At 55.5% G+C, this 24,261-nt stretch carries 27 protein-coding genes and 1 pseudogene; 13 read left to right on the forward strand and 15 right to left on the reverse strand.

Annotation, left to right across the window (positions count from 1 at the left end; all coding sequences use genetic code 11):
- Positions 1 to 167: 167 nt before the first annotated feature.
- A complete protein-coding gene (locus tag BM352_RS05675) occupies positions 168 to 689 on the reverse strand; it encodes a hypothetical protein (protein WP_090213628.1) in 522 nt (173 codons plus the stop codon).
- Between the two features lie 65 nt (positions 690 to 754).
- On the opposite strand from BM352_RS05675, the gene BM352_RS05680 reads away from it, so the two are divergent.
- A complete protein-coding gene (locus BM352_RS05680) occupies positions 755 to 1,321 on the forward strand; it encodes a Crp/Fnr family transcriptional regulator (RefSeq protein WP_090213633.1) in 567 nt (188 codons plus the stop codon).
- 83 nt (positions 1,322 to 1,404) lie between these two features.
- Here BM352_RS05680 and BM352_RS05685 read toward each other — a convergent pair whose 3' ends face one another.
- The 8 genes and pseudogenes from BM352_RS05685 to BM352_RS05720 form a co-directional block, all read right to left on the reverse strand.
- Positions 1,405 to 2,703: a multicopper oxidase family protein gene (locus tag BM352_RS05685; protein WP_090213637.1), complete on the reverse strand. Its 1,299-nt coding sequence runs from the start codon at positions 2,701 to 2,703 to the stop codon at positions 1,405 to 1,407.
- Between the two features lie 8 nt (positions 2,704 to 2,711).
- Positions 2,712 to 3,560: a copper resistance D family protein gene (locus tag BM352_RS05690; protein ID WP_090213639.1), complete on the reverse strand. Its 849-nt coding sequence runs from the start codon at positions 3,558 to 3,560 to the stop codon at positions 2,712 to 2,714.
- A 2-nt stretch (positions 3,561 to 3,562) separates the two neighbouring features.
- Entirely contained in the window at positions 3,563 to 3,904 is a 342-nt protein-coding gene (locus tag BM352_RS05695) for a copper resistance CopC family protein (RefSeq protein WP_090219881.1), read from the reverse strand.
- A gap of 193 nt (positions 3,905 to 4,097) precedes the next feature.
- Positions 4,098 to 4,847 carry a glutaredoxin family protein gene (locus BM352_RS05700; RefSeq protein WP_090213642.1) on the reverse strand — a complete coding sequence of 250 codons (750 nt, stop codon included), beginning with the start codon at positions 4,845 to 4,847 and terminating at the stop codon, positions 4,098 to 4,100.
- A gap of 20 nt (positions 4,848 to 4,867) precedes the next feature.
- Positions 4,868 to 5,335, reverse strand: coding sequence for a DUF305 domain-containing protein (locus BM352_RS05705; protein ID WP_090213644.1), 468 nt, complete (start codon positions 5,333 to 5,335; stop codon positions 4,868 to 4,870).
- 350 nt (positions 5,336 to 5,685) lie between these two features.
- Positions 5,686 to 6,306: an exonuclease domain-containing protein gene (locus tag BM352_RS05710; RefSeq protein WP_090219883.1), complete on the reverse strand. Its 621-nt coding sequence runs from the start codon at positions 6,304 to 6,306 to the stop codon at positions 5,686 to 5,688.
- A 137-nt stretch (positions 6,307 to 6,443) separates the two neighbouring features.
- Positions 6,444 to 6,989 carry a YaeQ family protein gene (locus tag BM352_RS05715; protein ID WP_090213646.1) on the reverse strand — a complete coding sequence of 182 codons (546 nt, stop codon included), beginning with the start codon at positions 6,987 to 6,989 and terminating at the stop codon, positions 6,444 to 6,446.
- Positions 6,990 to 7,167: 178 nt separating this feature from the next.
- Positions 7,168 to 7,482 (reverse strand): annotated as a pseudogene (locus BM352_RS05720) (RraA family protein); the annotation flags it as partial.
- On the opposite strand from BM352_RS05720, the gene BM352_RS05725 reads away from it, so the two are divergent.
- A complete protein-coding gene (locus tag BM352_RS05725) occupies positions 7,466 to 7,963 on the forward strand; it encodes a hypothetical protein (RefSeq protein ID WP_245780922.1) in 498 nt (165 codons plus the stop codon). The pseudogene BM352_RS05720 and the gene BM352_RS05725 sit on opposite strands and share 17 nt — an antisense overlap.
- Before the next feature lie 2 nt (positions 7,964 to 7,965).
- Positions 7,966 to 8,142, forward strand: a complete 177-nt coding sequence (locus tag BM352_RS19100) for a nuclear transport factor 2 family protein (protein WP_245780923.1) — start codon at positions 7,966 to 7,968, stop codon at positions 8,140 to 8,142.
- Between the two features lie 314 nt (positions 8,143 to 8,456).
- Here BM352_RS19100 and BM352_RS05730 read toward each other — a convergent pair whose 3' ends face one another.
- Genes BM352_RS05730 through BM352_RS05755 form a run of 6 tightly spaced genes read right to left on the reverse strand, consistent with a single transcriptional unit; the run spans position 8,457 to position 14,380 of the window.
- A complete protein-coding gene (locus BM352_RS05730) occupies positions 8,457 to 8,840 on the reverse strand; it encodes a Na+/H+ antiporter subunit G (protein WP_090213649.1) in 384 nt (127 codons plus the stop codon).
- The gene (locus BM352_RS05735; RefSeq protein ID WP_090213652.1) at positions 8,837 to 9,124 is read right to left on the reverse strand and encodes a K+/H+ antiporter subunit F; all 288 of its coding nucleotides are present in this window, start codon (positions 9,122 to 9,124) and stop codon (positions 8,837 to 8,839) included. The genes BM352_RS05730 and BM352_RS05735 overlap by 4 nt, the downstream gene beginning before the upstream one ends.
- On the reverse strand, positions 9,121 to 9,621 hold the full coding sequence (locus BM352_RS05740; protein ID WP_090213655.1) for a Na+/H+ antiporter subunit E: 501 nt from the start codon (positions 9,619 to 9,621) through the stop codon (positions 9,121 to 9,123). The genes BM352_RS05735 and BM352_RS05740 overlap by 4 nt, the downstream gene beginning before the upstream one ends.
- A gap of 1 nt (position 9,622) precedes the next feature.
- Positions 9,623 to 11,170 (reverse strand): monovalent cation/H+ antiporter subunit D, encoded by a 1,548-nt coding sequence (locus BM352_RS05745; RefSeq protein ID WP_090213657.1) that lies wholly within the window; start codon positions 11,168 to 11,170, stop codon positions 9,623 to 9,625.
- Positions 11,167 to 11,523, reverse strand: a complete 357-nt coding sequence (locus tag BM352_RS05750) for a Na+/H+ antiporter subunit C (protein WP_090213660.1) — start codon at positions 11,521 to 11,523, stop codon at positions 11,167 to 11,169. The genes BM352_RS05745 and BM352_RS05750 overlap by 4 nt, the downstream gene beginning before the upstream one ends.
- Position 11,524: 1 nt before the next feature.
- Positions 11,525 to 14,380 (reverse strand): monovalent cation/H+ antiporter subunit A, encoded by a 2,856-nt coding sequence (locus tag BM352_RS05755; protein ID WP_090213662.1) that lies wholly within the window; start codon positions 14,378 to 14,380, stop codon positions 11,525 to 11,527.
- 340 nt (positions 14,381 to 14,720) lie between these two features.
- Between BM352_RS05755 and BM352_RS05760 the strand changes: the two genes are divergently transcribed.
- The 10 genes from BM352_RS05760 (at position 14,721) to BM352_RS05805 (ending at position 24,248) form a co-directional block, all read left to right on the forward strand.
- On the forward strand, positions 14,721 to 15,008 hold the full coding sequence (locus BM352_RS05760) for an ArsR/SmtB family transcription factor (protein ID WP_090213665.1): 288 nt from the start codon (positions 14,721 to 14,723) through the stop codon (positions 15,006 to 15,008).
- Complete coding sequence (locus tag BM352_RS05765) at positions 15,005 to 16,063, forward strand: permease (protein WP_090213667.1); 1,059 nt, start codon at positions 15,005 to 15,007, stop codon at positions 16,061 to 16,063. The genes BM352_RS05760 and BM352_RS05765 overlap by 4 nt, the downstream gene beginning before the upstream one ends.
- 34 nt (positions 16,064 to 16,097) lie before the next feature.
- A complete protein-coding gene (locus BM352_RS05770) occupies positions 16,098 to 16,334 on the forward strand; it encodes a thioredoxin family protein (protein WP_090213669.1) in 237 nt (78 codons plus the stop codon).
- Positions 16,335 to 16,612: 278 nt separating this feature from the next.
- Positions 16,613 to 17,638 carry a LacI family DNA-binding transcriptional regulator gene (locus BM352_RS05775; protein ID WP_090213672.1) on the forward strand — a complete coding sequence of 342 codons (1,026 nt, stop codon included), beginning with the start codon at positions 16,613 to 16,615 and terminating at the stop codon, positions 17,636 to 17,638.
- Between the two features lie 95 nt (positions 17,639 to 17,733).
- Positions 17,734 to 19,047 carry an ABC transporter substrate-binding protein gene (locus BM352_RS05780; RefSeq protein ID WP_090213675.1) on the forward strand — a complete coding sequence of 438 codons (1,314 nt, stop codon included), beginning with the start codon at positions 17,734 to 17,736 and terminating at the stop codon, positions 19,045 to 19,047.
- A gap of 126 nt (positions 19,048 to 19,173) precedes the next feature.
- A complete protein-coding gene (locus tag BM352_RS05785; RefSeq protein ID WP_090213678.1) occupies positions 19,174 to 20,040 on the forward strand; it encodes a carbohydrate ABC transporter permease in 867 nt (288 codons plus the stop codon).
- Between the two features lie 2 nt (positions 20,041 to 20,042).
- Positions 20,043 to 20,873 (forward strand): carbohydrate ABC transporter permease, encoded by an 831-nt coding sequence (locus BM352_RS05790; protein ID WP_090213680.1) that lies wholly within the window; start codon positions 20,043 to 20,045, stop codon positions 20,871 to 20,873.
- 12 nt (positions 20,874 to 20,885) lie between these two features.
- Positions 20,886 to 21,890: an ABC transporter ATP-binding protein gene (locus BM352_RS05795; RefSeq protein WP_090213682.1), complete on the forward strand. Its 1,005-nt coding sequence runs from the start codon at positions 20,886 to 20,888 to the stop codon at positions 21,888 to 21,890.
- A complete protein-coding gene (locus BM352_RS05800; protein WP_245780924.1) occupies positions 21,847 to 23,388 on the forward strand; it encodes a mannitol dehydrogenase family protein in 1,542 nt (513 codons plus the stop codon). Before BM352_RS05795 ends, BM352_RS05800 begins: the two co-directional genes overlap by 44 nt.
- A gap of 86 nt (positions 23,389 to 23,474) precedes the next feature.
- Positions 23,475 to 24,248, forward strand: coding sequence for an L-iditol 2-dehydrogenase (locus tag BM352_RS05805; RefSeq protein ID WP_090213687.1), 774 nt, complete (start codon positions 23,475 to 23,477; stop codon positions 24,246 to 24,248).
- The last annotated feature ends 13 nt before the right edge of the window (positions 24,249 to 24,261 follow it).

Here is a 24,261-nt window from a genome sequence, read left to right on the forward strand (position 1 = left end):
AAATTAACAAGTGTAAGCCCGCGTTGTTGTTGCGACGAAAGCGAAGGTGTTGAGGTCGGATGAAGAGCGATTGTTTGGCGCTGTGTCCTTTGGTCTTGCGGTGTTTGATATGCCGGACGAAGCGGCGCTTCTGCATTTGCTCGTGACGGTCTGCTTTTTACGAGTGTTCAGTGCGGTGACCGTCCCGTTGCAATCATTAGATGGTGTTGCTGATGATGCGCGCCGATGGTCATTAACCCGAAGAAGCCAAGACCCAAGATTTGCTTCATCTCATCCTCAGAGCTGACCCGAACCATCATCGTTGCCCCGTGCTCTATTTTTTCTGAAAGGACCTTCCAGTTGGTTGACGCTTGCAACATCGGGCTGTGCGCCAGAACCATGCGTTGAACGGACGTAGCGACAAGGGCGTCGCCAGTGATTGAAAAGATCACACTCAATCCATTCTTTTCCTGCTGAACCGATGCCTTGGTCGTCACGTTATCCATGTCCACAAGGTGGTCACGCAGGGCTTTGATATCGACGTTTGCCCAGTCTGTTTCAGGCTCGTCGCGCAGCATTGTGACGATCTCGGCGATTGCTGCGAACTGGGATTGCCCTGTTTCAGCCGGTGCGTTGGACTGATGTCCATGTTGCGCCATCGCACTTGATGCCGCGAACACGATTGCGATTGAGAGTAGGCCTAGGTTCATTTGAAGCTCCTGTTTTCTCAATCAGTCTATGAAACCCACCCAAGACCACATATGATTTGGATCATATGAAACCTGATCCCTTTTCTTATCTTCCCGCCGATGCGCGTCGTATAATAGACATGCAGAAGGGAGACGTGCTGTTTCGGCAAAACCAGACGACATCTGGGCTTTACCGCGTTGTCTCTGGATGCGTGACACTGCAAAGAACTGGGCTGGGCGGTGATACATTAACCTTGCACAGGGCAGTGTCTGGCGGGTTTTTCGCAGAAGCGTCGGTCTTCTCGACCACTTACCACTGCGATGCGATTTGCACCGAGGCTGGTCGCGTGATGAAGATTGCCAAGGCCGAAATCGTTTCGACCTTACATTCCAATCCAGCGTTCTCTGAGGGTTTCACAAGATTGCTTGCCGTTCAGGTGCAGCATTACCGCGCACATATCGAGATGCTAGCGATCCCGTCTGCGAAGGAACGCGTATTGGCGGCTATTCAGGCAGGTTACTTCGATTCAACGGTTACCGAATTAGCAACCCGCATCAACCTCACTCATGAAGCCTGTTACCGTGCCCTTCGCGGGATGTGCGATGACGGGCTCATGACCCGCGTTAGTCGCGGGAAATATGAACTTTTATAGCGTCGACATGACAACGGGATGCGTGCGCCCTTCGTACAGCGGATTTCGAATGGCTCGGTCATCTTGTTCCCGTTCAAAACACGTCATGCCACCTGGACCCAGGTTCGCATTCCGCCGACAGCATGGCTAAGCATGTGGCAGTGGAGCAGCCAGCGACCGGGATTGTCGAAGACACAGATGACATCGCGGCTTTCACCTGCATTGACCAAAGTTGTGTCGCGCAGATCGCCCAAGTCCCCGTTCTCGTCAAACTCATAGAAGTGGTGACCGTGCAGGTGGATGCCGTGCGGAAACGCTGTGTCATTTGCGAATGTGATCCGCACGGTCTCGCCGTTTTGGAATGATCCGAATGGGTCATCTTGCAAGTCTGAGACGTTGTTGAAGGCCCAGATGTTATCTCCATCGTGCCGTCCGCCCATTGCGCCGCCCATCATCGTCAGTGTCAGGTGTTGCGTGGGGTCGGCGGGTGTGGGCAGATTGGGTGGTGACAGGGCCATAATTGGTTCGGCTTGCCTATCTGCATTTGCGCCACTCACAGCGAGATCAGCCAGACGATACAATCCCTGACGGGTCATCATATCAAACCCAACGGGGCCAGTGATATCTACGATCAGATCAGCGCGTTGTGCTGGGGCTAGAACTAGGTCCTCCATCGAGCGAGGTTCGACCAGTGCCATGCCATCCAAGGCAACAAGTGATCCAACTGCACCGCTGATTGCGACAGGGAAGATGCGGTTCGTTGCAGCGTTGATCAGCCGAAGCCTGACCCGATCCCCAGTCTTCACCTGATCTTGGGATAGGAAAGCACGGGCGAAGTTACCCATATAGCCGCCATGGGCGACATTGTGCATATCGGTAAACTCATCTGACAGGGTGCCATCTTCCTGCATCTGCCAATCTGACATCAACACAGTTATGTCGTGATCCACATCTGGGGGTGTTTCATCCTCGACAATCAGAGGTCCCATCATGCCCCGCGCGACCTGTTCATGGGAAATATGGTGGGAGTGATACCAATAGGTTCCTTCGTCGGGAGGGATGAAGCTATAGGTTTTGGCCTCCGTTGGTTCGATCAACTCTTGCGTCAACATCGGGACTCCGTCCATTTGGTTTTCCAACCTGATGCCGTGCCAATGCACCGCTGTGCCTTCATCAAGACCGTTCTCGACAGCAATGTTTACGCGTTCGCCGCGCCGCACCCGCAGTTCTGGACCTGGCATTGAGCCGTTAAAGCCCAGCATGGAGGTTGCTCCATCCCCGTCTGGCAGAATTTGCTGTGTTACGGCTTCGGCCTTCAGTCGGTGCGTGTCGCGGGCTGCAAGTGACGGCAGGGGCAAAAGCGCAGCGGCTGAGGCGGTGGCTAAGAAGTGTCGTCTGTTCATGTGCGGCCTCATCTTGGCAAAGTCAGGTTTGTGGTGAGAAGGGCAGTCACGCCCAGCACGGCGAGGATCACGACCCATTCTACGCTTATAGATTTGGAGAGATAACTCGCCGCCGCGGGATCGCCAGAACGCAACGCAGGTATGAACCTGAGTTTGTTGGCAGCGGCTAGCCCTAACAGACCACCCACCAGAAGCGCCTTTATAATCAAAGCCTGCCCGTATCCGGTCGTTATCAGAGCGGAGAACGACCCCACAAGTTGGTAGCCCATGTATCCACCCACAATGATCAGCACGGGAACGGTGACCGAAGCGATGACGCCAAATCTATGCCCGACATCCGCAGCTGAAGCATGGGTGCCGGGTGCGGAGGCCAAGCGCTTTAGTGGTGTGAGAACACCGATCCACAGCGCGACGGCCAACAAGTGGAAGGTCAGAGCGATGTCGAGGAGTGTGGTATCACGGCCAGAGACATGACCGACGTGATCGAAAGACCAGATCGCGAGAATGCCACCCAGCACCGACACCCAAGCCCCAATCCGGCCCATAAACAGCCCTACGATCAGCAGGCCAAGACCCACCAAGCGCAAAAGCAAAGCCGTACCAACAGGCGTGGTCCATAGCAGGCCCAGCATCTCGGGATCGGTCATGCCGCTGACATCGCCCGTTAAATTGGCACCGCGCAGTGAAAAAGCGAGGATCGTCGCGACCAACCCGAGAATTGCAAAGGCTGCGGCCAGATTACGGGTGCGACCCAGCCCTAACATCAAGGTAGCGATGGCAGTGCCTGCCGCAGTCATCACGCCGACGTAGAGAGCAAATTTCGTGACAATAGCCGCTATACCGAACGCATCAGGCATCGTTATTCGACAGTGAAGCTGAAGGTGCCGTTCAACGCATGGCCATCTGCACCAAGCCCACGCCACTCAACCACATATGTCCCCGCACCCATGTCGTGCATCGGCAAAGCAAACTTCTGTGTGAAAGTTGTTTGATCACCAAGATCCACGTCCACGCTGTGTGCGTCGGCATGCGTGATTGAGACTCGTGTCAGACGGATGTCGCCTTTGAAATCCAGCAGAACCTCGGATGGCATCTCTGAAACAATAGACTCATTGGCAGGTGTCGTTGCGTCGAGCGGGGAGTGCGCCATCGCGCCCGTTGTCCAAATCCCGATCATCCCTGCGAGTAGAATAGACTTCATCGTTGTTTCCTCTTGTTCTTTGTAGCGATCAGCCGATCCGGTTAACGCGTAGCATATCTTCAAAAAGGCCAAAGGCGTCCCTACACTCCCAAAGCGGCGCATTGCGATAGTCGATATCACTCGATCCACTCGCCAACATGACTTCCGGATATCGCTAAGCCTTCCTGTTGGTGGAGGGTCAATCGTTTTGTTATCACAGCTTCGAGAGCATCCAGATTGCCATGCCGATCATCATCAAGTTCTCAGTCAGGGACACAAACCCCAATGGGACATTGCTGTCACCGCCGACGCAGGCGCACTTGAGTTCACGTTTATCGATGTAGACAGCCTTAAACACGCTGACTGCCCCGATGCCTGCCACGAATAGGGCTGCTGGTGCAGATACCCAAGTCAAGACGCCGGCCATCATCAACAATCCTGCCCCTGTTTCCACAAATGGATATACGTATCCGTAACGCACCCAACGTTGTGCCAGCAGGTCATAGTTCAGAAACATTATAGAGAATTTTTCCACATCCTGAAGCTTCTGAAGACCTAACAGAACCATTGAGATAGCGATGAACCACTCAACGGTGCGGCCCGTGAACACAGTTCCATAGACCAGCCACGTCACCGCGATTGCCATCATTGCGCCGATGGAAAACAGCGCGATCACGGGCTGGTATGTCGTGCCATCTGCGTCGGGATCGGCTTTGCCGAAATACACTTCAAGATCATCATAGCCGCCGACCCGCTCTTCTCCCACAAAGGTCTGAGGTGTGGTCCGCACGCCGTGCTCTTTTTTGAAAGCATCAGTCTGTTCATTTGTTGTGAGGTGTCGATCATCAACGTTGTAGCCCTGTCGTTCCAACAGGTCCTTTGACTTCAGCCCGTATGGACACGTGTGATCGTCCATCACCATGCGATACAGCGTGGCTGTTTTCGTGTTCGAATTATTTGGCATAATATCCTCCGTTGTCGGACTTATTGCTGTTCTAGATCAGCGATCAGAGCGTTCATCCCGTCGATTTCGCGGCGCTGTGCTTCGATGATGGAAGTCGCCAATTCCTGCACACGAGGGTCAGACATTTCTGCGCGCTCGCTGGTCAGGATTGCGATGGAGTGATGCGGTATCATGGCCTTCATCCAGCTCACGTCCTGCACGGTTTCTTGTGATCGAACAAGCCAGAGGGCCAAAGCGAAGACCAGACCTGACCCCGTATATATCACTGCGTTCAGCGTCGTGTTTCGGTACATTCCCAGCATGAAGGTCAGCATCACGACGGCCATGACGGCCCCCATCGCAAACGTCATGTAGAACCGTGTTTCGCTAAAAAAGACATGTCCAAGTGCATAGGTGTTTAAGTACATCAATCCAAACATGATTGCGGTCGATGTACCGATCATCGCAAAGAAGCGTCCGTATGATGACTGGTGGGTATCGTTTTGCATTTTGGGCCTCCATTCAGTTGTACATGGGTAAAACAACCTTCCAGTGTGGGAGGGTTCCGCGATCCTTTTCGATGCTGATCTGGTGGGTCATGAAATGCGCTTCCTCCAAGCCCACCATTTATTGGCGGGTGACGATCACGTGCGCTTCGAGATCGCCGAAGGCAGGCACTCCGCCGTCTAGTCGCGGATAGAAGGTGAACTGATGCTTGGCTCGGAATACCTTGGGGGGCCACGAAAAACTGCACATTCGAAATCAGATGCGTTGGGCCGTCTTCACGGACGACGCATAGCCGGCCTCCAAACCTTCTCGGACGTGTGGCGGTCTGACCCGTCAGACCGGCCAATCGCGGCTATTCCCCCAAGCGACCTTCAAACTGAAACGCCAACTGGCGATTTATGGTGAGGTGGGACAACGGCATGCCCAAAACTTCTTCTGCCCTCAATATGACCGTGGCCGAGGCTCGTGCGTCCTCGCCCGCGTCGTGGTGATGGAAATCAAGGCCAAGGTGCTTTTTGAGGTTGGCGAGGCCGTGGCCTCCTCCCCCTTTCAGTGCTGGCCAGGCATGACGGGCAACTGTGACGCTGTTTGTCCAATGTGACGTGATCATCGGTAAGCCATAGCGCGCGCAAGCGGCTGTCAGGGCCATTTCATCAAAGGTGCTGTGTTGCACGAGCTTGTGCGTGTTCAGAACGTCAAACAATGCCGCATAGACAGTTGGGAAAGTCCCAGCTCCCGTCACAGTGTCAGCGGAAATTCCATGCAAGTCCGTGTTGAACGGCTCAAACGGCTCCTCGGGATCAATCAGGACCGAGTAGGTCTGTAAATCGCCAGTGCCGCTTACGAAGCAAAGCCCTATCTGACATATGCCACCGATTGTTTTGCCTGCCGTTTCGACATCCACCGCAATAAATCGAAATGGCCCGGGAGGCACCGTCTTTAGATGTCCAAATCTGTTCAACACGTCCACTATTCGATTGCGCTGCGTTCGTGGAGAACTACCACGCCGCGCAGCGGGGCAGCTTGCCCGAAGCATTCGCCAATAGACAATATCTGACGTGTTCTAGGCATATAAAACTCACCTCCAACGGCGCTGTGGATTTCAGTCAACTAAGTAGCATTTTTCCATGTGACCGGGGTGACATAGACGATGCCATCATCAACGCTGACCATGATTTCACCTTCCTGAATATTAACCTGAAGCTTCATTGAGCGATTTGCCAATTCGCCGAGGTCGCCGGTATCTTTCTGTGACAGATTCACGACCTGAAGATTTTCAAACCGAGAGGTGCTACCTTTGATCTTTTCCCACCACATTTCTGCGGTTCTGCCGCCGTAACTATAGACGCTCACCTTGTCCGCCTTGCCACAGGATTGACGCACAACCTTCTCACTTGGCAGCCCTAATGCGATCCACAACTCCATCTCGCCACTCAGGCTTTTTTGCCAGATGTCAGGCTCATCATCCGTTGAAAGCCCCTTCGTCATCTGCAAATGCTCATGCGCATTCAAGGCAAAGGCAAGAACACGCACCATGAGCCGTTCGTCGGTCTCTGAAGGGTGTTTCGCCACTGTTAGTTTATGCGTCTCATAGTAGTGGCGATCCATATCCGAGATCGAAAGTTCAACTTTGTAGATAGTAGATTTTTGCGCCATGCTCTGCCTCGGTGTAGTCAAGGTTAGTTCGGATGCAGCAGTTGCTGCCAACTTTGTGGACGAAGCTGCCGTTGACCGCACCGCGCTTGAACAGTTCCCAGTCCGAACCGACCATTTCCAGTCGATCGAACCTCGCGTCGCAAACTTCTGAAATTGGTCTTTGGTTAATGGTGTAGCCCTAAGTTCGGACTTTTTCAAACGCTGACCAAGCTGCCTCAAACTTTCCGAAATCAAACCCGGCTTCTCGCGCAGGGTTGAGGACCAATTGTTCGGTTTCTTGCATCTTTGCAATCGCTGTCGCGAGCTGGCTCACGACTTCGGGCGGAATGACAACAGCGCCGTGCCGGTCAGCGTGGATAAGATCTCCTTGCGCCACTTCTAGTCCAAAAATGCTGACAGGAGTTCCCAGTTCGACAACATGCACAAACCCGTGCGAAGGCCCAATGGAACCGGCAAGGACCGGGTAGTCCGGCGCCATGTCGCCAAGGTCGCGCTACGCGACTTTCCACCGCGTCGAACATGGCAAGATCGTCGAAACGGCGCTGTTCGTTGATCTGTTGCACTTGATGATGCAGGCGGGGCAATTTCCCTTGCCACCACAAACCGGCGCACATCTTGTGCAGCCCGGCCCGATGACCCATGACGGATTGCTCAACGCTGACGCCGCCCCCGACGAGGGCGCGGCGACGCTGGCACTGATCAACCGGATGATTGGCGACATAAACACGCACGAAAAATACCAGACGCGGCAAGAAGAACTCGCTCAGTGCTGGCACGACGATATGATCTGGTGGGGTCCAGCAGGCATCGGCGCGACTTACACGATCGACCGCTATATAGAACAGCATCAAACCCCCTTTCGATCCCAGATCAAACTCCCTTTCGATCCCAGATCAAAGACCGCAAATTCAATGGCCATATCTGCCGCATCGCCGAGGGAAATTTCGGCGGTTTTTTCGGCTGGGCTAACCTGACAGTGACCAATGCAGGCGGCTACATGGGCCTCCCTGCAGGGCAACCCGCCGATATGCGCGTGGTGGATATGTATCGTCGCGACGGCGACAAGTTGGCTGAGAACTGGATATTCATCGACATGCTGCATTGGCTGAACATGCAAGGCCTCGACGTGCTGGGCAGGTTGAGAGCAACTTGACCTACAAGTGCGACAACCAAGACCCAATGCGCTCTTGAGGCAGCTCCCTTCGCACGTCAGTCATCAAACTAGACGGCGCACCATAACGTCAGAAGGCACGGACATCTGATGTGCGGGTTCGTTCAGCGCTGCCAACTTCCCTGAGATTCCGATGGTTTTTCTGCAAGCGAGGGCACCCGAATATTCTATCCAATGTAAAGAAAAGCAGGGACCACAACCTGCTCAATCGTACGGTTATCGTCTGCTTCTACGGCTGGTTCCGCTTGTGGCATCTGTCACTCTGGGCTCAACGTGTGGGGCGACAATGCGGGTCTTTACTTCTGAGCGGCCACGTCTCTGTCTTCGGCCGACGTGTTTAGCGTTGACCATGTATCGTCGCGCGGGGGGGCGGGCGGTGTGTCGCACGCCCGTTTGTGGATGTTCACCTTGGCGATGAAGTTTGCAGAAATTGGCGCTGTGACGAACAAGAACGCCATGATCAGCAATTCATGGGTCGATGGTTCACCGATACTGAAGGAATAAATGATCGAGGCGATCAGCAGCATGCCAACCCCCACCGTCCCAACTTTGGTTGGCGCATGCAACCGCGTCATGGGATCGTTGAATTTGAGCAGGCCGATTACGCCGACCAGTGCAAACCCTGACCCGATGATCAGGGAAAGGCAGACGATATATGTTCCAATAATTTGAGCTGTCATTCGATAATGTTCCCCCGCAAGATGAACCGCGCCAATGCAACGGTTGATACGAAACCAAGCATCGCGATGAGCAATGCAATCTCGAAATAAACCTGCACGCCATGGTGGATGCCCAGCACGATCACGAGCCCTAGCGCGTTGATAACCATCGTATCAAGCGCAAGGATGCGGTCGCCCGATGTTGGCCCCAATACAAGCCGCACCATCGACAAGACCTGTCCCAGTGCCAAAGTCACGAAGGTGATCGCCAGCGCGACGTTCAAGAATTGTGTCGCAAGTATCATGAGAAAATCTCCAACAGGCGGGCCTCGTACCGGGTCTTGATCTCGTCCCGCACGCCATCAGGATCGTCTGTGTGAAGCACATGCACAAGAAGGCTGTGCCCCTCGTCTGATAGGTCCGCCGAAACTGTCCCAGGCGTCAGTGTGATTGTTCCGGCCAGCATGGTAATCGCTTCGGGCTTGCGCAGTTTCAGCGGCACCACAATCCATGCCGGTTTCAGCTTAGCTGTTGGGACGCTGATTACGATCCATGCGACTTGGATGTTGGCGACGATGATGTCCCAGATCACAATCGTGCTATAGCTAATCATCTTGCCCGCCCGGAACCCTTTGGGAGTATCAGGCCACCAGATCGATGTGCCCCATGGGATGATGACCCCAAGCATGAACCCAAAAACGATCATCCCGGCGGAGATTTCGTTTTGCAGCAGCATCCAGACGATTGTCAGGATCAGTGTCAAAAGAGGGTGCGGCAACAGCCAGTTGAATGCGCGTCCCATGTTAGTGGTCCTCCTCTGTCTTGGTGCTATCGCTCAGCTTGCCCGGCGAGCCCACCACGGTAGAGATATAGGGCTGCGGCGCGAAGAGTTGACCGGCGACGCTGCCCATGTAGTCATGCATTTTCCCTGCAAGGATCGTGTGCGCGGCCAGCAGCGTCACCAACCCGCCCACGGCGACATAGGATAAGGTGGCGGGGGGAGGTGCTGGCTCAACGTCGCCGGCCTCAACGCTTTTTGCTTTCCAGAACAGTATGCTGCCCGCGCGTGCAAATCCCACAATGCTGATCAGGCTGGATCCTAGCACTGTGGCCCAAATCCAGACCATCAGATCGGCGTTATATGCGGCGTCCAGCACCAAAAGCTTGCCCAAGAAGCCTGACAATGGCGGTAAACCCGCCATCGCTACTGCCCCGATGAAGAAGAGCCCAGCCGTCAGCGTGGCCCCTGAGACGGGCGGTTGCGCTGTCAGGTCCAGATTGGCGCGGCCCGCGCGCACCAGATCGGCGATTAGGAATAGGGTTGCTCCGGCCAGAGTGGAGTGGACAATGTAGTAAAGCGCCGCTGCGATCCCTGCGGGCGTGAACAAGGCGATAGATATCATCACCATTCCCATAGACCCAATGATGGAAAACGCGACGAGCCTGTCGAGCTTCTTGGCGGCCAACACGCCGATCATCCCAATCGCGAGTGAGACCAGTGCGGCAGGCAACAGCCATGTGTCATGCAGCCCCGATGTCACCGCAAGATCAGGCGGAAAGATTAGCGTATAGACCCGAATGATCGCGTAAGCGCCGACCTTGGTCATGATCGCGAACAGAGCCGCGACCGGGGCAGGGGCCTCGGCGTAGCTGGAAGGCAGCCAGAAATGCAACGGAACAAGGGCCGCTTTAATCGCAAAGACCAGCAACAAAAGCACGGCTGCGAGGCGAATTCCGACCGTTTCATCGGGGGTGATCAACGCCACACGGTTTGCCAGATCGGCCATGTTCAGAGTGCCTGTCTCAGCATAGATCGCACCCAATGCGAACAGGAACAGCGTCGATCCGATCAGGTTGAACAGAACATATTGCACGCCCGCCCGCAGTCGTTGCGTCCCGCCTGCGTGGATCATTAGCCCGTAAGAGGCGATCAAAAGCACCTCGAAGAACACAAAGAGGTTGAAAAGGTCGCCCGTCAGGAACGCCCCCAATATCCCCATCAGTTGAAACTGGAACAAGGCATGGAAATTCCGCCCACGGTCGTCCCATCCAGAGCTGATGGCGTAGATGAGCACGAAGAGCGCCAAAATCACCGTCAGGAGAACCATCATGGTCGACAATCTGTCGCCAACCAGCACGATCCCGAAAGGGGCCGCCCAATCGCCTAGTTGATAAAGCATGATCGTGCCGTCGGCAGCCGTCCACGCAAGCCCGCCAGTGATGGCGATCAGCATCAACACACCGACGATGGAAAAGACGCGTTGAATCCCGATGTGATAGCGCGCTGCCAGCACAATGAAGGGTGCCAGCATTGCGGGTAATACCACGGGGGCGACCAACCAATGGGTCATGATGTGCCCTCCGACGTGTCGTCTGACGGGTCAGGGCGATCATCTACATGGTCATCATCAGACCCAAGAAATGCGCCCAACCCGATCATCACCACCACAGCCGTCATGCCGAATGAAATCACGATGGCCGTCAGCACCAAGGCCTGCGGCAGCGGGTCAGTGTAGGTCGTGACGCCGTCGCGCAGCACTGGCGGGGCTCCTACGGCAACCCTGCCGGATGTGAACAAAAAGACGTTCACGGCATAGGTCAGCAAGGAGATGCCCAAGATCACCGGGAAGGTCCGCAAACGCAGCACAAGGTAGATTCCTGCGGCGGTCATGATCCCGATGGCGGATGCGATGAGAAGTTCCATGTTACGCTCCCTCCGTGAGGTCTTCGCGGGAGGGGTCGATATCCATCGGGTGCAAGCTCTCGGTTGACTCGATGCGTCGGTCCAGTCTTGAGAAGCTTTCCAAGGACAGCATGACAGCACCTACGACCGACAGGAGAACCCCCACATCGAACAAGGCAGCCGTGGCCAGTTCAAACTTTTCAAACGGGGGGATGCGGACATAGGTAAAGTCAGAGGTCAGGAACGGTTTGCTCACGAACCAAGATCCGATCCCAGTGAGGCCAGCCACCAGCACGCCGGCGCCGATGACCCCGTGATAAGGATATTTCAACCGCGCCGAGGTCCATGAGAAACCGCTGGCCATATATTGCATAACCACACCTATTGAGACGATCAGGCCGGCGATAAATCCGCCTCCCGGCTCATTATGACCTCTTAGGAAGATATAAAACCCAACCATCACCACCACAGGCATCATGCCGCGTGTCAGGACCACCATCATCATCGGGTGCATGTCGCCCGCCCGCGGTTGATCTGGTTTGCGGTTCAGCAGTTTTGCACTGACCGGCCCACCCAATAGCGTTTCGGTTAGCGCGTAGATCAGCAAGGCCGCGATGCTCAGAACGATGATTTCGCCGAAGGTGTCAAAGCCACGGAAGTCGACCAGAATGACATTGACCACATTGGTGCCGCCACCGCCCTTGTAGGAGTTGGCGAGGTGAAACTCAGATATCGAGGCACTCACCGGATCGCGCAGCATATAGTGATAGGCCATCGCAAAGCTGGCCAGACCACCTGCGATCGCAAGTCCCGCATCCCGCACCCGACGAAGGACCGAGCTTTCAATCGGTGTCCGGTTGGGAAGGAAATTCAGCGCAAGCAACATCAGAATGATCGTTACGACCTCAACCGTGAACTGGGTCATCGCCAGATCAGGCGCGCTGAGGAAGGCAAACCCGATCGAGACCATCAACCCGACGATGCCAATCAGGATTAGTGACGCGAACCGGTTGCGGTGCAAGAACACCATGCCGATGGTCGCGGCCACCAGCATACCCCAGCCCGCAATCTGAACTGGATTGGTGGATTGCAGCGCGTGGGTCGGTGCGCCGATGGTGCCTGTTGTCCAAGCATAATACCCTGCAACTACGATCGTCATCATACCTACCGCAGCATAGCGCGAAAACGCACCATTGTGCAGCGGCAAGATCAGGGCTTGGGCCATGCGGGCGGCGATCTCGACGATGGCCTCGAAGATCACTTTTGCTTCAGGGCGTGGCGTCGTCTCCCAAACCCGCAATGCGGGTTTGAAGATCGCCAGCACCACCAAGCCGCCCACAACAGCGATGATCGACATGTAAAGCGCAGGCACGAGCCCGTGCCAGATTTTAAAGTAGGCGGTTGGAACGTCTGCTGCGTTCCCCAGCACGGAGGCGGTGATCAGTTTTACAAAGGGCTCAGCCACGAAAGGCGCGACGCCAATCACCACGACCGGGATAATCAACAGGGCAGGCGGCAACCAAAGCCCCGCACCCGGATCGTGCGGTTTCGCGGGGTAATCATCGCGCACCGGACCAAAGAACACATGGGCGATCAGTCGGAAACAATAGGCGGCAGAGAACAGTGACCCGACGGTTGCCAGAACAGGCACCAACCATGGGATGTTGAACAGGACCGTGTGGTTGGCCTCCTCCAGCATCATCTCTTTGGACAAAAAGCCATTGAGCAGCGGGATACCCGCCATAGATAGGGCGGCGAGCGAGACAATTATAAAGGTGATCGGCATGAGCGTTCGTAAACCGCCCAAACGCCTGATGTCGCGGGTGTGCGCTTCATGGTCGATGATGCCAGCGGACATGAACAGAGCTGCTTTGAAAGTCGCGTGGTTAAGGATGTGAAACACTGCCGCCATGGCGCCGAAGGCAGTGCCGGTCCCCAGAAGCATCGTGATCAGCCCCAGATGGCTGACGGTTGAGAAGGCCAGCAGCGCTTTGAGGTCATGTTTGAACAGCGCAATGATCGCGCCCAGAACCATCGTGATCAACCCGGCGGTCGTGACAATCACAAACCACTCCGTCGTGCCCGACAACACCGGCCACATCCGCGCCATCAGGAAAATTCCGGCCTTCACCATCGTGGCTGAGTGCAGATAGGCCGAAACGGGCGTCGGAGCGGCCATCGCGTGTGGCAGCCAGAAATGGAACGGGAACTGCGCGGATTTTGTAAAACACCCCAGCAAGATCAGGATCAGCGCTGGCACGTAAAGCGGATCAGCTTGGATCAACTCGCGGTTTTGCAGGATCACGCTAAGGTCATAGCTGCCCACGATCTGGCCCAAGATCAGCATACCACCAATCATCGCAAGGCCGCCCATACCGGTTACGGTCAGGGCCATGCGCGCGCCTTGGCGACCTTCGGGCAGGTGTTTCCAGTAGCCGATCAGCAAGAAGGAAGAGAGCGACGTAAGCTCCCAGAAAATCAACAAAAGCAGAATGTTATCGGATAGGACGATCCCCACCATCGCGCCTTGGAAGAGCAGAAGATAGGTAAAGAACTCGCCCATATGATCGGCGCGGCTAAGGTATTGGCGCGCATATGCGATGATCAAAAGGCCGATGCCAAGTATCAGCAACGCAAAGAAAAAGCCCAAGCTATCCAGCATCAGCGTGAAATTCAGGCCCAACACAGGCATCCAATCGACCCGCGCCATAACCACATCACCGGCAAGGATGACGGGCAGGTTGGTCAGCAGGCCGATAAGGGCGGCCAAAGTAACTGTGAATGTGACCCCCGCCGTAGCAGTGCGCCCCGCGGCATTCATCAGACCGGGCAGCAAGGCACCAAAGAAGGGCAAAGCGACGATAAAGAAAAGTGACACGAAAACTCCTGCGCGGTTTGTCCCGCCATTTTGTGCAGAACATTGCGGAAGTTGCAAAAGGTGAAAAGGGTTTATTTGCAGATTGATGGGCGATAACGGGCCGAGAACGAGGCGAAGGTCTCCTTTGATCACTCAATTCCAGTGACAGCGTCGCAAATCACGTTGGATGCCGCAACGTCCTGATGTCAGCTCCGAGCCTGTATCGAGCGGTGATGCGAAATGCATTGATGACCACAAACGCGCAGACCTGCCGTTAGTCGAGTTGTTGTTAAAGCGGGGGGTGGTGATTGGGTTGATATGGGTCAAAGCGCATATGCGGAAAGGCGCATATTAAGGCGCTATGCAAGAAATACTCAGCGCTTTATGTGACCCGACCCGCCGAGCCGCCCTTGGTATCCTTTGGGATGGAGGTGAGCATTGCATTTGCGAGTTGATGGAACGGCTTGATGCGAGCCAGAGCCGGATGTCGCGACACATGAAGGTGTTGCGTGAAGCTGGCCTCGTCGCCGACCGTCGCGATGCGCAATGGGTTCGTTTTCGCCGAAACTCCGGTGTCGCACCGGATATCACAGCGGTGATAGCCGCAGTTTTGAAGGCAGAGAACGCCTTGGAGCAGGAAATGGCATGACGACTGAAACCCACGAAATCAACGCGAAGCAAGGAGCGCCGGATTGGGCATGGTATGCAGGCATCGTTGGCCTTGCCTGCCTTGGCTGGCTGGCCTACGGGCATCTGATCCCCTTTGCCGAATGGGTCACCGCCAAATTCCCCGTCGCCCGCGACAGCCACAGCGGTGAGGCAATCGCATTCTTTGCCTATGATGTGCCAAAGGTGCTTTTGCTGCTGACCGGTATCGTTTTTGTGACCGGTGTGCTGCGCAGTTGGTTCAGCCCCGAGAAAACCCGTGCGATCCTAGCCGGCAAGCGAGAGATATTCGGCTATCCGCTTGCGGCCCTGCTTGGAGTGCTGACACCGTTCTGCTCATGCTCCTCTGTGCCGCTGTTCATCGGCTTCGTTTCCGCAGGCGTACCTCTTGGCGTGACATTTTCATTCTTGATCGCGGGTCCGATGGTTGGCCCCGTCGGGCTTGGTCTGCTCTATGGAATGGTCGGTTGGAAAATCGCCACAATCTACCTTGTCTTCGGCTTCTCGATTGCCACTGTCGCCGGATATGTGATGGGAAAAATGGGGCTGGAACGCTACCTGCAAGACTGGGTGCGCGAATTGAACGCTGGCGTAGTTAGCGACCTGCCCGAGGAAAAGATCACTTTCGTAGACAGGTTGAGGATCGGCGTCGAGCAGGTCCGCGAAATTGTCAGTAAGGTCTGGATCTGGGTGCTGGTCGGAATTGGGATTGGCGCTTTGATTCACGGATATGTCCCCGAAGCGATGATGCTGAAAATAATGGGGGGTGAGGCTTGGTGGTCCGTCCCATCAGCTGTTGTAGTTGGCGTGCCGATGTACACCAACGCGGCGGGCGTGATTCCCATCGTGGAAGCGTTGCTCGGCAAGGGCGCGGCGCTCGGCACGACGCTGGCCTTCATGATGTCGGTGATCGCGCTGTCTTTGCCGGAAATGATAATTCTCAAGCAGGTGCTGACGCTGCGGTTGATAGCGATCTTTATCGCTGTCGTGGCGACCGGCATTCTGGCCACCGGCTATCTGTTCAACTTCATTTTGTAACCTCAATTGAACATTCGCCCTGAAAGGACGCCCCATGAAAACTGTTAAAGTCTACGGCCCCGGTTGCAAACGCTGTGAGACCGCCGAAGCGATGGTTCACGCGGCGGCCGCGAAACTGGGCATCGACGTTCAGATCGAGAAAGTGACGGACGCCAAGTCCATCGCGATGGCAGGTGTCATGTCGACTCCCGGCGTTTCGGTTAATGGCAAGCTGGTTCACGCTGGTGGTCTTCCGGATGCGGACAAGCTGGAGCGATGGTTGAGCGCCTAGATTACCGCACATGTTGGGTCGCAGGTGGACGTGCTCGTCAAGGTGCATTGCAGCGGCGCACGGATGTCTTAGGGCGATACGCGACATTCCCGACCGTGCAGGACCTCACCCCGCCGCAGCTTCGGCGCAAAATCTGCTGGCTCGCGTCGTTTGTTTCTCTTCATCGACCCCAACGGACCTATGCGCCCCAGCGGCGTGCAAAGAATTTCGCGGAAGGATTGAAAGTTTACGCGCGGCAAGTCTATGCTGCATTTGTAAACGTTAGTGGGAGAGCTTTCATGTCGAGTGCTGAGATCAAGAACATGGAGCAATTTGCGACTGTCGCGGGAATATCAAGGCCGACGGTTTCGAAGTACTTTAACGATCCCAATAGTGTCAGGCGATCCACGCGCGAGCGGATAGAGGCTGCCGTCGAGAAGTTCGATTATCGACCCAACTTTTTTGCGATGAACCAGAACCGGGCGCTGACCAAGAACATTGGCATCGTCGTTCCACTGTTAACGGACCCCTACTTTGCAGAAATCGCCCGCAGGCTCGAACAACGCTGTATCGAGGCGGGTTATAGTCCGACCCTCTTCAGCGCCCATGGCGACCCTAGTCAGGAGGTCGCGATTCTTAACACCTTGCGGTCTTTAAAGCCTGCTGGTGTCCTATTTGCCCCGCTGGGGCGTGCGTCCGACCGCGGTGCAATTGGGAAGTTCTGCGCTGATGTGCCGACCCTCATTTTTGACAGCAATGTCGAGGAATTCGGACTTGCCTTTGTCGGGTCCGACAACTTTCAGTTCACCTCGCACATAACGAATTATTTGTGCCGAACTGGTGAGCCCCCGAGCTTTTTCGAGATGAAAACCCCCGCAAACCCCAATGCCCATCGCCGGCGGCAAAGCTATATTGATACGATGGAAGCATCTGGCCACACACCCCAGGTCATTTCGGTCGAAGGCGAGGGATGGAATTTCGAGGAGATCGGCTTTCAGGGCGGGATGGATGCGCTGTCCAGAGGCTTATTCGACACCAACACGATACTTTGCAGCAATGACCGATTGGCGATGGGTCTGCTCGCGGCATGCTACAGCAAGGGTCTTACCGTCGGGCGTGACCAGAGCTGCGCGATTCGCGTGGCGGGGCAGGATGGACATCCGCTATCACGGTTCACATGTCCGCCGTTGACGACGATTTCACATGACTATGACGCGGTTTCCAAGCGCGCTGTCGACACATTGTTTGAAGCTATTGATGGAAACGTAAGCCCTTGGAAAAGTACAAGAGTTGAAGGGAAACTGATCCTGAGGGACTCTGCCTGAGAGGTCAAAACTTTCCGCGCGTAAAATTTCAGTTGACGCGGCGATGCGTATTTTCATACCCTGCGACCACCACATCCAACTAGGGAGGATACCGGATGTCTTTTAGAAGCACTCTTTGTGCTGCGACTGCGCTTTCTTTGGTCACTGCGACCGGCGCATTTGCGGATGGCCACGCAAAAACGATCACAATCGCAACCGTGAACAACGGCGATATGGTCCGCATGCAAGGCTACACCGATACATTCACCGAAAAGACCGGCATCGCCGTCGAATGGGTGACACTCGAAGAAAACACTCTGCGCCAGCGTGTGACGACGGACATCACCACCAAAGGTGGCCAGTTCGACATCATGACAATCGGCATGTACGAGACTCCGATCTGGGGCGCTAACGGCTGGCTCGTTGCTCTCGACGATCTGTCCGCTGAGTACGACGTCGACGACATCCTGCCCGCAATGGCAGGCGGCCTGAGCCACGATGGCACGCTTTACGCTGCGCCATTCTACGGCGAAAGCTCCATGATCATGTACCGCACGGACCTGATGGAAAAAGCTGGCCTCGAAATGCCAGACGCCCCAACTTGGGAATTCATCGCTGAAGCCGCTGCGGCCATGACCGATCGCGACAACGAAATCAACGGCATCTGCCTGCGCGGCAAAGCTGGCTGGGGCGAAGGTGGTGCATTCATCACTGCAATGTCCAACTCGTTCGGCGCACGCTGGTTCGACATGGAGTGGAACGCACAGTTCGACACCGAAGCTTGGGCAAACACCCTGAACTTCTACAAGTCGATGATGGACGCGTCTGGCCCAGCTGGCTACGCAACTAACGGCTTCAACGAGAACCTGTCTCTGTTCAACCAAGGCAAATGCGGCATGTGGATCGACGCCACAGTTGCAGCGTCCTTCGTGACCGGCGACGACTCGACTGTTGCTGACAGCGTTGGTTTCGCACTGGCACCCGACACCGGCTTGGGCAAACGCTCCAACTGGCTCTGGGCTTGGGCACTCGCGATCCCTGCCGGCACCCAGCAACAAGCTGAAGCCAAGCAGTTCATCGAGTGGGCCACCTCCAAAGACTACATCGAGCTGGTTGCAGCTAAAGAAGGTTGGGCAAACGTTCCTCCAGGTGCCCGTATTTCGCTGTACGAAAACCCAGAGTACCAAAAGGTGCCATTCGCAAAGATGACGCTGGACTCGATCCTGTCGGCTGACCCAGCCAACAGCACCGTCGAGCCAAGCCCATATGTCGGCATCCAGTTCGCTGCGATCCCTGAGTTCGCTGGCATCGCGACGGAAGTGAGCCAAGAGTTCTCCGCAGCCTACGCCGGTCAGCAGACTGTCGAAGAAGCGCTGGCGAAAGCTCAGGCTATCACGAACGAAGCCATGGAAGCTGCAGGCTACAAGTAAGCCTTGCACTAAGTTCAGAGGGCGGCCTGTCCGCCCTCTGATACTTTAAAAACTTTACAAAATTTTCATTCGACGCCTAGAGTGGGCACCTGCAAAGGTCACCCGTTAACGGAGGAGATGCATCCTATGGCCACTAAAGCTTCCCGATCCGCAGCCCGACTGATGATGGCCCCTGCCGTTGTTCTGCTCCTCGGCTGGATGCTCGTTCCACTGCTTATGACATTGTGGTTCTCATTCCGCACCTACTTGCCCCTGCGTGGTGGCGACCAAGGGTGGACCGGATTTGACAACTACGTCCGTTTCGTAACTTCAAGCGCCTTTTGGCCTGCAGTGCAGACCACGCTCGTCATCGTCCTAGGTGTTTTGATCATCACCGTGGTCCTTGGTATCCTGATTGCGATGCTGCTGGATCAGCCGATGTGGGGGCAGGGCGCCGTCCGTATCCTCGTCATCGCGCCTTTCTTCGTTATGCCAACCGTGTCCGCGCTGGTCTGGAAGAACATGTTCATGGACCCCGTGAACGGATTGTTCGCACACCTCTGGCGCTTCTTCGGCGCCGAACCGGTCAGTTGGCTTTCAGATGCCGCGATGCCGTCGCTGATCATGATTGTCAGCTGGCAGTGGTTGCCTTTCGCCACGCTGATCTTGCTGACCGCGTTTCAGTCGCTCGACAGTGAACAGCTTGAAGCCGCTGAAATGGATGGGGCGCCGTTTATTAAACGTTTCTTCTACATCGTGCTCCCACATCTAAGCCGCGCGATCACCATTGTGATCCTGATCCAGACAATCTTTCTGCTGGCGATCTTCGCCGAGATTTTCGTAACCACGGGCGGTGCATTCGGTACCCGCACGCTGTCCTACTTGATCTTCCAGCGAGTTCTGGAAAGCCAGAATATCGGTCTTGGCTCCGCCGGTGGTGTCTACGCCATCATCCTTGCAAACATCGTCGCGATCTTCCTGATGCGGATCGTCGGCAAGAATTTGGATAACTGATCATGGCACGTGCTGTTAACGACCGTCGGAAGCTCATCAACACGACCGCCGCTTGGGCCATCGGCTTGCTGATCTTCTTCCCGATCCTCTGGACGATCCTGACATCGTTCAAGACGGAAGGCCAAGCCATCGCGAGCCCGCCGATCTTTCTGGGCTTCGACTGGACGCTAGAAAACTACCGCGTCGTCATGGAGCGATCAAACTATGGCCGGTTCCTGTGGAACTCGATCATCATTGCCGGCGGATCGACGATCCTTGGCCTGATTGTCGCCGTTCCCGCCGCGTGGTCGATGGCCTTTGTCCCGTCTAAACGGACAAAAGACATCCTGCTCTGGATGCTGTCGACCAAGATGTTGCCAGCGGTTGGTGTGCTTTATCCGATCTACCTGATCTGCATCCGGCTGGGTGTTCTGGACAACCGTTTGGCGCTGGTCGTCATCCTGATGCTCATCAACCTGCCTATTATCGTCTGGATGCTCTACACGTACTTCCGCGAGATTCCGGGAGAAATCCTTGAAGCCGCGCGGATGGATGGTGCGACCCTTAAGGAAGAAATCCTGTATATCCTGACGCCGATGGCCATTCCGGGCATTGCTTCGACGCTGCTGCTAAACTTCATCCTCGCGTGGAACGAAGCGTTCTGGACACTCAACCTGACCGCGGTCAACGCGGCCCCGCTGACTGCCTTTATCGCCAGTTACTCAAGCCCCGAAGGCCTGTTCTTTGCGAAACTCAGTGCAGCCTCGACGATGGCTATTGCACCGATCCTCATCCTTGGCTGGTTCAGCCAGAAACAACTTGTACGCGGCCTGACCTTCGGCGCGGTTAAATAAGGAACCTGACACATGGGACAAATCGAACTCAAACAGGTCACGAAAAGCTTTGGTGACGTGCAGGTCATTCCGCCGCTGGATCTGACCATCTATGACGGTGAATTCACGGTCTTCGTCGGCCCCTCGGGTTGCGGCAAGTCAACACTGCTTCGCCTGATTGCCGGGCTGGAAGACATCACGTCAGGCCACATCGAGATTGATGGTAAAGACGCGACCGATCTGGTTCCGGCCAAACGTGGATTGGCGATGGTGTTTCAGTCCTATGCGCTCTACCCGCATATGTCGGTGCGCAAGAACATCGCGTTTCCGCTGCGCATGGCAAAGATGCCTCAGGCTGAAATCGACAAGCGGGTGAACGCTGCGGCCGATGTTTTGAACCTGAAAGACTACATTGAACGTCGCCCAGGTCAGTTGTCCGGTGGACAGCGTCAACGCGTTGCCATCGGTCGTGCGATTGTGCGCGAGCCCTCGGCCTTCCTGTTTGACGAACCTTTGTCAAACCTCGACGCAGCCCTGCGTGTTGGAATGCGGCTGGAAATCTCCGAGCTGCACAAGCGTCTTGAGACTACGATGATCTACGTGACCCACGATCAGGTCGAAGCAATGACCATGGCCGACAAGATCGTCGTTCTCCATGCTGGTGTGATTGAACAGGTCGGCAGCCCGCTTGAGCTCTACCGCGCGCCGCGCAATACATTCGTCGCGGGCTTTATCGGTTCGCCCAAGATGAACCTCATTACCGGCGAAGAGGCTGCCAAGTACAATGCCCATACGATTGGTGTGCGCCCTGAACATATCGATGTTGTTGAGGGTAAAGGGGAATGGAATGGCACGGTTGGTGTGGCAGAGCATCTTGGCTCTGACACCTTCTTCCATATTCACAACACGGGTTTAGCCGAGACATTGACGGTCCGCGCCATCGGCGACGTAAATCTTAAGCATGGTGACAGCATCGGTCTGAACCCACGGGCTAATGAAGTTCATCGGTTTGATCCGGCAGGACTGCGGATCGCGTAAGATGAAGCTGGCGAACACCACACTTGCCGATCTTCCCAAAGGCGTTTTGCGTCCCGAGTACGACCGAGCTGCGCTATCAGCAGGGATAGTCCATATCGGGGTCGGGAATTTCCACCGTGCTCACCAGTCGTGGTATTTGCACCGGTTGATGCAACAGGGCGAGGCGCTGGATTGGGCGATTGTCGGGGCAGGGGTTCGCGCCTATGACACGGAAATGCGCGAGCGACTGGTCGCGCAGGACTGCCTGACGACGCTTATTGAATTGTCGCCGGAAGGGCAGTCGACCGAAGTAGTTGGCTCGATGATCGACTACGTGCCAATCGAGGACGGAAACGGTGCGCTGATCGCGCGGATGTCGCAATCTGATATCCGCATCGTCGCATTGACGGTGACCGAAAGCGGTTACTATGTCGATCCAGTAACCAATGCGTTTCACACGGCGCATCCAGACATCCAGCATGACGCCCAGCATCCCGATACGCCACGAACGGCTTTTGGCGCCATGGTTGCTGCGCTGCGTCAGCGACGCGCGGCGGGAACAGGTCCGTTTACGGGGCAAAGCTGTGACAACCTGCAAGGCAATGGCGATATCTTGCGCCAAACTGTTGTTGGACTGGCAAGACTGCAAGATTCCGATCTGGCCGATTGGATTGACGAGAACTGCAGTTTCCCGAACTCGATGGTGGATTGCATTGTCCCGTCAACAGGACCAGATCTTATTGAGAAGGCGCAAGCCCTAGGGATAGATGACACCGCCCCCGTCAGCCACGAAAACTTCCGCCAGTGGGTGATGGAAGACGATTTCTGCGCGGGCCGTCCTGCTTGGGAAAACGTCGGCGTGACCTTCACGAATGACGTTCACGCCTTCGAAACGATGAAAATCCGCATCCTGAATGCTGGTCACCAAGTGATCACGAATGTCGGCGAAGTTCTGTCGCTCGAGACAATCTCTAGCTGCATGGATCATGCTTTAGTTGGTGCCCTGTTCCGCAAGGTAGCGCTGGAAGATATCGTTCCCCATGTTGATGCCGTTCCGGGTATGGCACCGACGGACTATGTCCAGTTGATTCATGATCGGTTCTCGAACCCGAAGATCCATGACACGACCCGCCGCGTGGCCTTTGACGGAAGCGCGCGTCATCCTGGATTCGTGCTGCCGCTCGTGCGTAAGGCGATTGCGGCAGGGACTCCGCTGGAAGGACTTGCGTTGGTCGAAGCTGCTTGGGCACGCATGTGCCAAGGAGAGCGCGAAGATGGCAGTGAAATTCTTCCCAACGATCCCATCTGGGACAAGTTGCAAGCGGTAGCCAAGGAGGCTCGCGCCCGCCCACAAGCTTGGCTGGAACAGCAGTCCATCTATGGGGAACTGGCTCAAAACGCCAAATTTTCGGCCACTTTTGAACGTTGGTTACACATGATCTGGAATGAGGGCATGGAGGCGGCTTTGACCGCTTATTGCGGGGCGTCACCAAACGCTGAACGCGCACGAGAGGCATGACAAGCTTTCTTGCTGCGCGGCACGAATTTTCTGACACCTGACGTCAATAAAACTCATCGCTTTGAGATGAATGGAGAGTGCAATTCATGAAGCGCTTGGACGGAAAGTCGGCCCTGATCACGGGAGCTGCACGTGGTATTGGTCGCGGCTTTGCCGAGGCCTATCTCGCCGAGGGTGCGCAAGTCGCCATCGCTGACATTAATCTAGATGCGGCGCAGAAAACAGCATCGGAATTAGGCGATGCCGCCTATGCGGTACAGCTTGACGTCAGTGACCAAGCCAGCATTGATGCCGCCATTCAAGCCGTCGTGGACCATGCTGGAAAATTGGACATCCTAGTTAACAATGCAGCTCTGTTTGATGCCGCCGAAACAGTGGACATCACCCGCTCCAGCTATGAAAAACTGTATGCTGTGAATGTCGCGGGCACATTATTTACCATGCAGGCTGCTGCGAAAAAGATGATAGCCCAAGGTCATGGCGGCAAGATTATCAATATGGCATCTCAAGCCGGTCGTCGCGGTGAAGGCCTTGTACTGGTTTACTGTTCGACCAAAGCAGCCGTAATTTCCATGACCCAATCGGCCGGGCTGAATCTGATCAAGCATGGGATCAACGTGAATGCTATTGCCCCAGGAGTGGTCGATGGCGAACACTGGGAACATGTAGACTCCATGTTCGCCAAGCTGGAAGGCAAACCTCTGGGCCAAAAGAAAGCCGAGGTTGCGGCAGGTGTCCCAGCAGGGCGCTTTGCGGTCCCAGCAGACCTAAGCGGTATGGCTGTGTTCCTTGCTTCACAAGAGTCCGATTACATTGTGTCGCAGACATATAACGTCGACGGCGGTCAGTGGATGAGCTGAAGCTCCTAAATCT

Source organism: Litoreibacter janthinus (genome assembly GCF_900111945.1).
Lineage (GTDB): Bacteria > Pseudomonadota > Alphaproteobacteria > Rhodobacterales > Rhodobacteraceae > Litoreibacter > Litoreibacter janthinus.

Coding starts and splice junctions, on each gene's coding strand:
- BM352_RS05675 (WP_090213628.1), bottom strand. CDS start 689: ATGAACCTAGGCCTACTCTCAATCGCAATCGTGTTCGCGGCATCAAGT.
- BM352_RS05680 (WP_090213633.1), top strand. CDS start 755: ATGAAACCTGATCCCTTTTCTTATCTTCCCGCCGATGCGCGTCGTATA.
- BM352_RS05685 (WP_090213637.1), bottom strand. CDS start 2,703: ATGAACAGACGACACTTCTTAGCCACCGCCTCAGCCGCTGCGCTTTTG.
- BM352_RS05690 (WP_090213639.1), bottom strand. CDS start 3,560: ATGCCTGATGCGTTCGGTATAGCGGCTATTGTCACGAAATTTGCTCTC.
- BM352_RS05695 (WP_090219881.1), bottom strand. CDS start 3,904: ATGAAGTCTATTCTACTCGCAGGGATGATCGGGATTTGGACAACGGGC.
- BM352_RS05700 (WP_090213642.1), bottom strand. CDS start 4,847: ATGCCAAATAATTCGAACACGAAAACAGCCACGCTGTATCGCATGGTG.
- BM352_RS05705 (WP_090213644.1), bottom strand. CDS start 5,335: ATGCAAAACGATACCCACCAGTCATCATACGGACGCTTCTTTGCGATG.
- BM352_RS05715 (WP_090213646.1), bottom strand. CDS start 6,989: ATGGCGCAAAAATCTACTATCTACAAAGTTGAACTTTCGATCTCGGAT.
- BM352_RS05725 (WP_245780922.1), top strand. CDS start 7,466: ATGTCGCCAAGGTCGCGCTACGCGACTTTCCACCGCGTCGAACATGGC.
- BM352_RS05730 (WP_090213649.1), bottom strand. CDS start 8,840: ATGACAGCTCAAATTATTGGAACATATATCGTCTGCCTTTCCCTGATC.
- BM352_RS05735 (WP_090213652.1), bottom strand. CDS start 9,124: ATGATACTTGCGACACAATTCTTGAACGTCGCGCTGGCGATCACCTTC.
- BM352_RS05740 (WP_090213655.1), bottom strand. CDS start 9,621: ATGGGACGCGCATTCAACTGGCTGTTGCCGCACCCTCTTTTGACACTG.
- BM352_RS05745 (WP_090213657.1), bottom strand. CDS start 11,170: ATGACCCATTGGTTGGTCGCCCCCGTGGTATTACCCGCAATGCTGGCA.
- BM352_RS05750 (WP_090213660.1), bottom strand. CDS start 11,523: ATGGAACTTCTCATCGCATCCGCCATCGGGATCATGACCGCCGCAGGA.
- BM352_RS05760 (WP_090213665.1), top strand. CDS start 14,721: ATGCAAGAAATACTCAGCGCTTTATGTGACCCGACCCGCCGAGCCGCC.
- BM352_RS05765 (WP_090213667.1), top strand. CDS start 15,005: ATGACGACTGAAACCCACGAAATCAACGCGAAGCAAGGAGCGCCGGAT.
- BM352_RS05770 (WP_090213669.1), top strand. CDS start 16,098: ATGAAAACTGTTAAAGTCTACGGCCCCGGTTGCAAACGCTGTGAGACC.
- BM352_RS05775 (WP_090213672.1), top strand. CDS start 16,613: ATGTCGAGTGCTGAGATCAAGAACATGGAGCAATTTGCGACTGTCGCG.
- BM352_RS05780 (WP_090213675.1), top strand. CDS start 17,734: ATGTCTTTTAGAAGCACTCTTTGTGCTGCGACTGCGCTTTCTTTGGTC.
- BM352_RS05785 (WP_090213678.1), top strand. CDS start 19,174: ATGGCCACTAAAGCTTCCCGATCCGCAGCCCGACTGATGATGGCCCCT.
- BM352_RS05790 (WP_090213680.1), top strand. CDS start 20,043: ATGGCACGTGCTGTTAACGACCGTCGGAAGCTCATCAACACGACCGCC.
- BM352_RS05795 (WP_090213682.1), top strand. CDS start 20,886: ATGGGACAAATCGAACTCAAACAGGTCACGAAAAGCTTTGGTGACGTG.
- BM352_RS05800 (WP_245780924.1), top strand. CDS start 21,847: ATGAAGTTCATCGGTTTGATCCGGCAGGACTGCGGATCGCGTAAGATG.
- BM352_RS05805 (WP_090213687.1), top strand. CDS start 23,475: ATGAAGCGCTTGGACGGAAAGTCGGCCCTGATCACGGGAGCTGCACGT.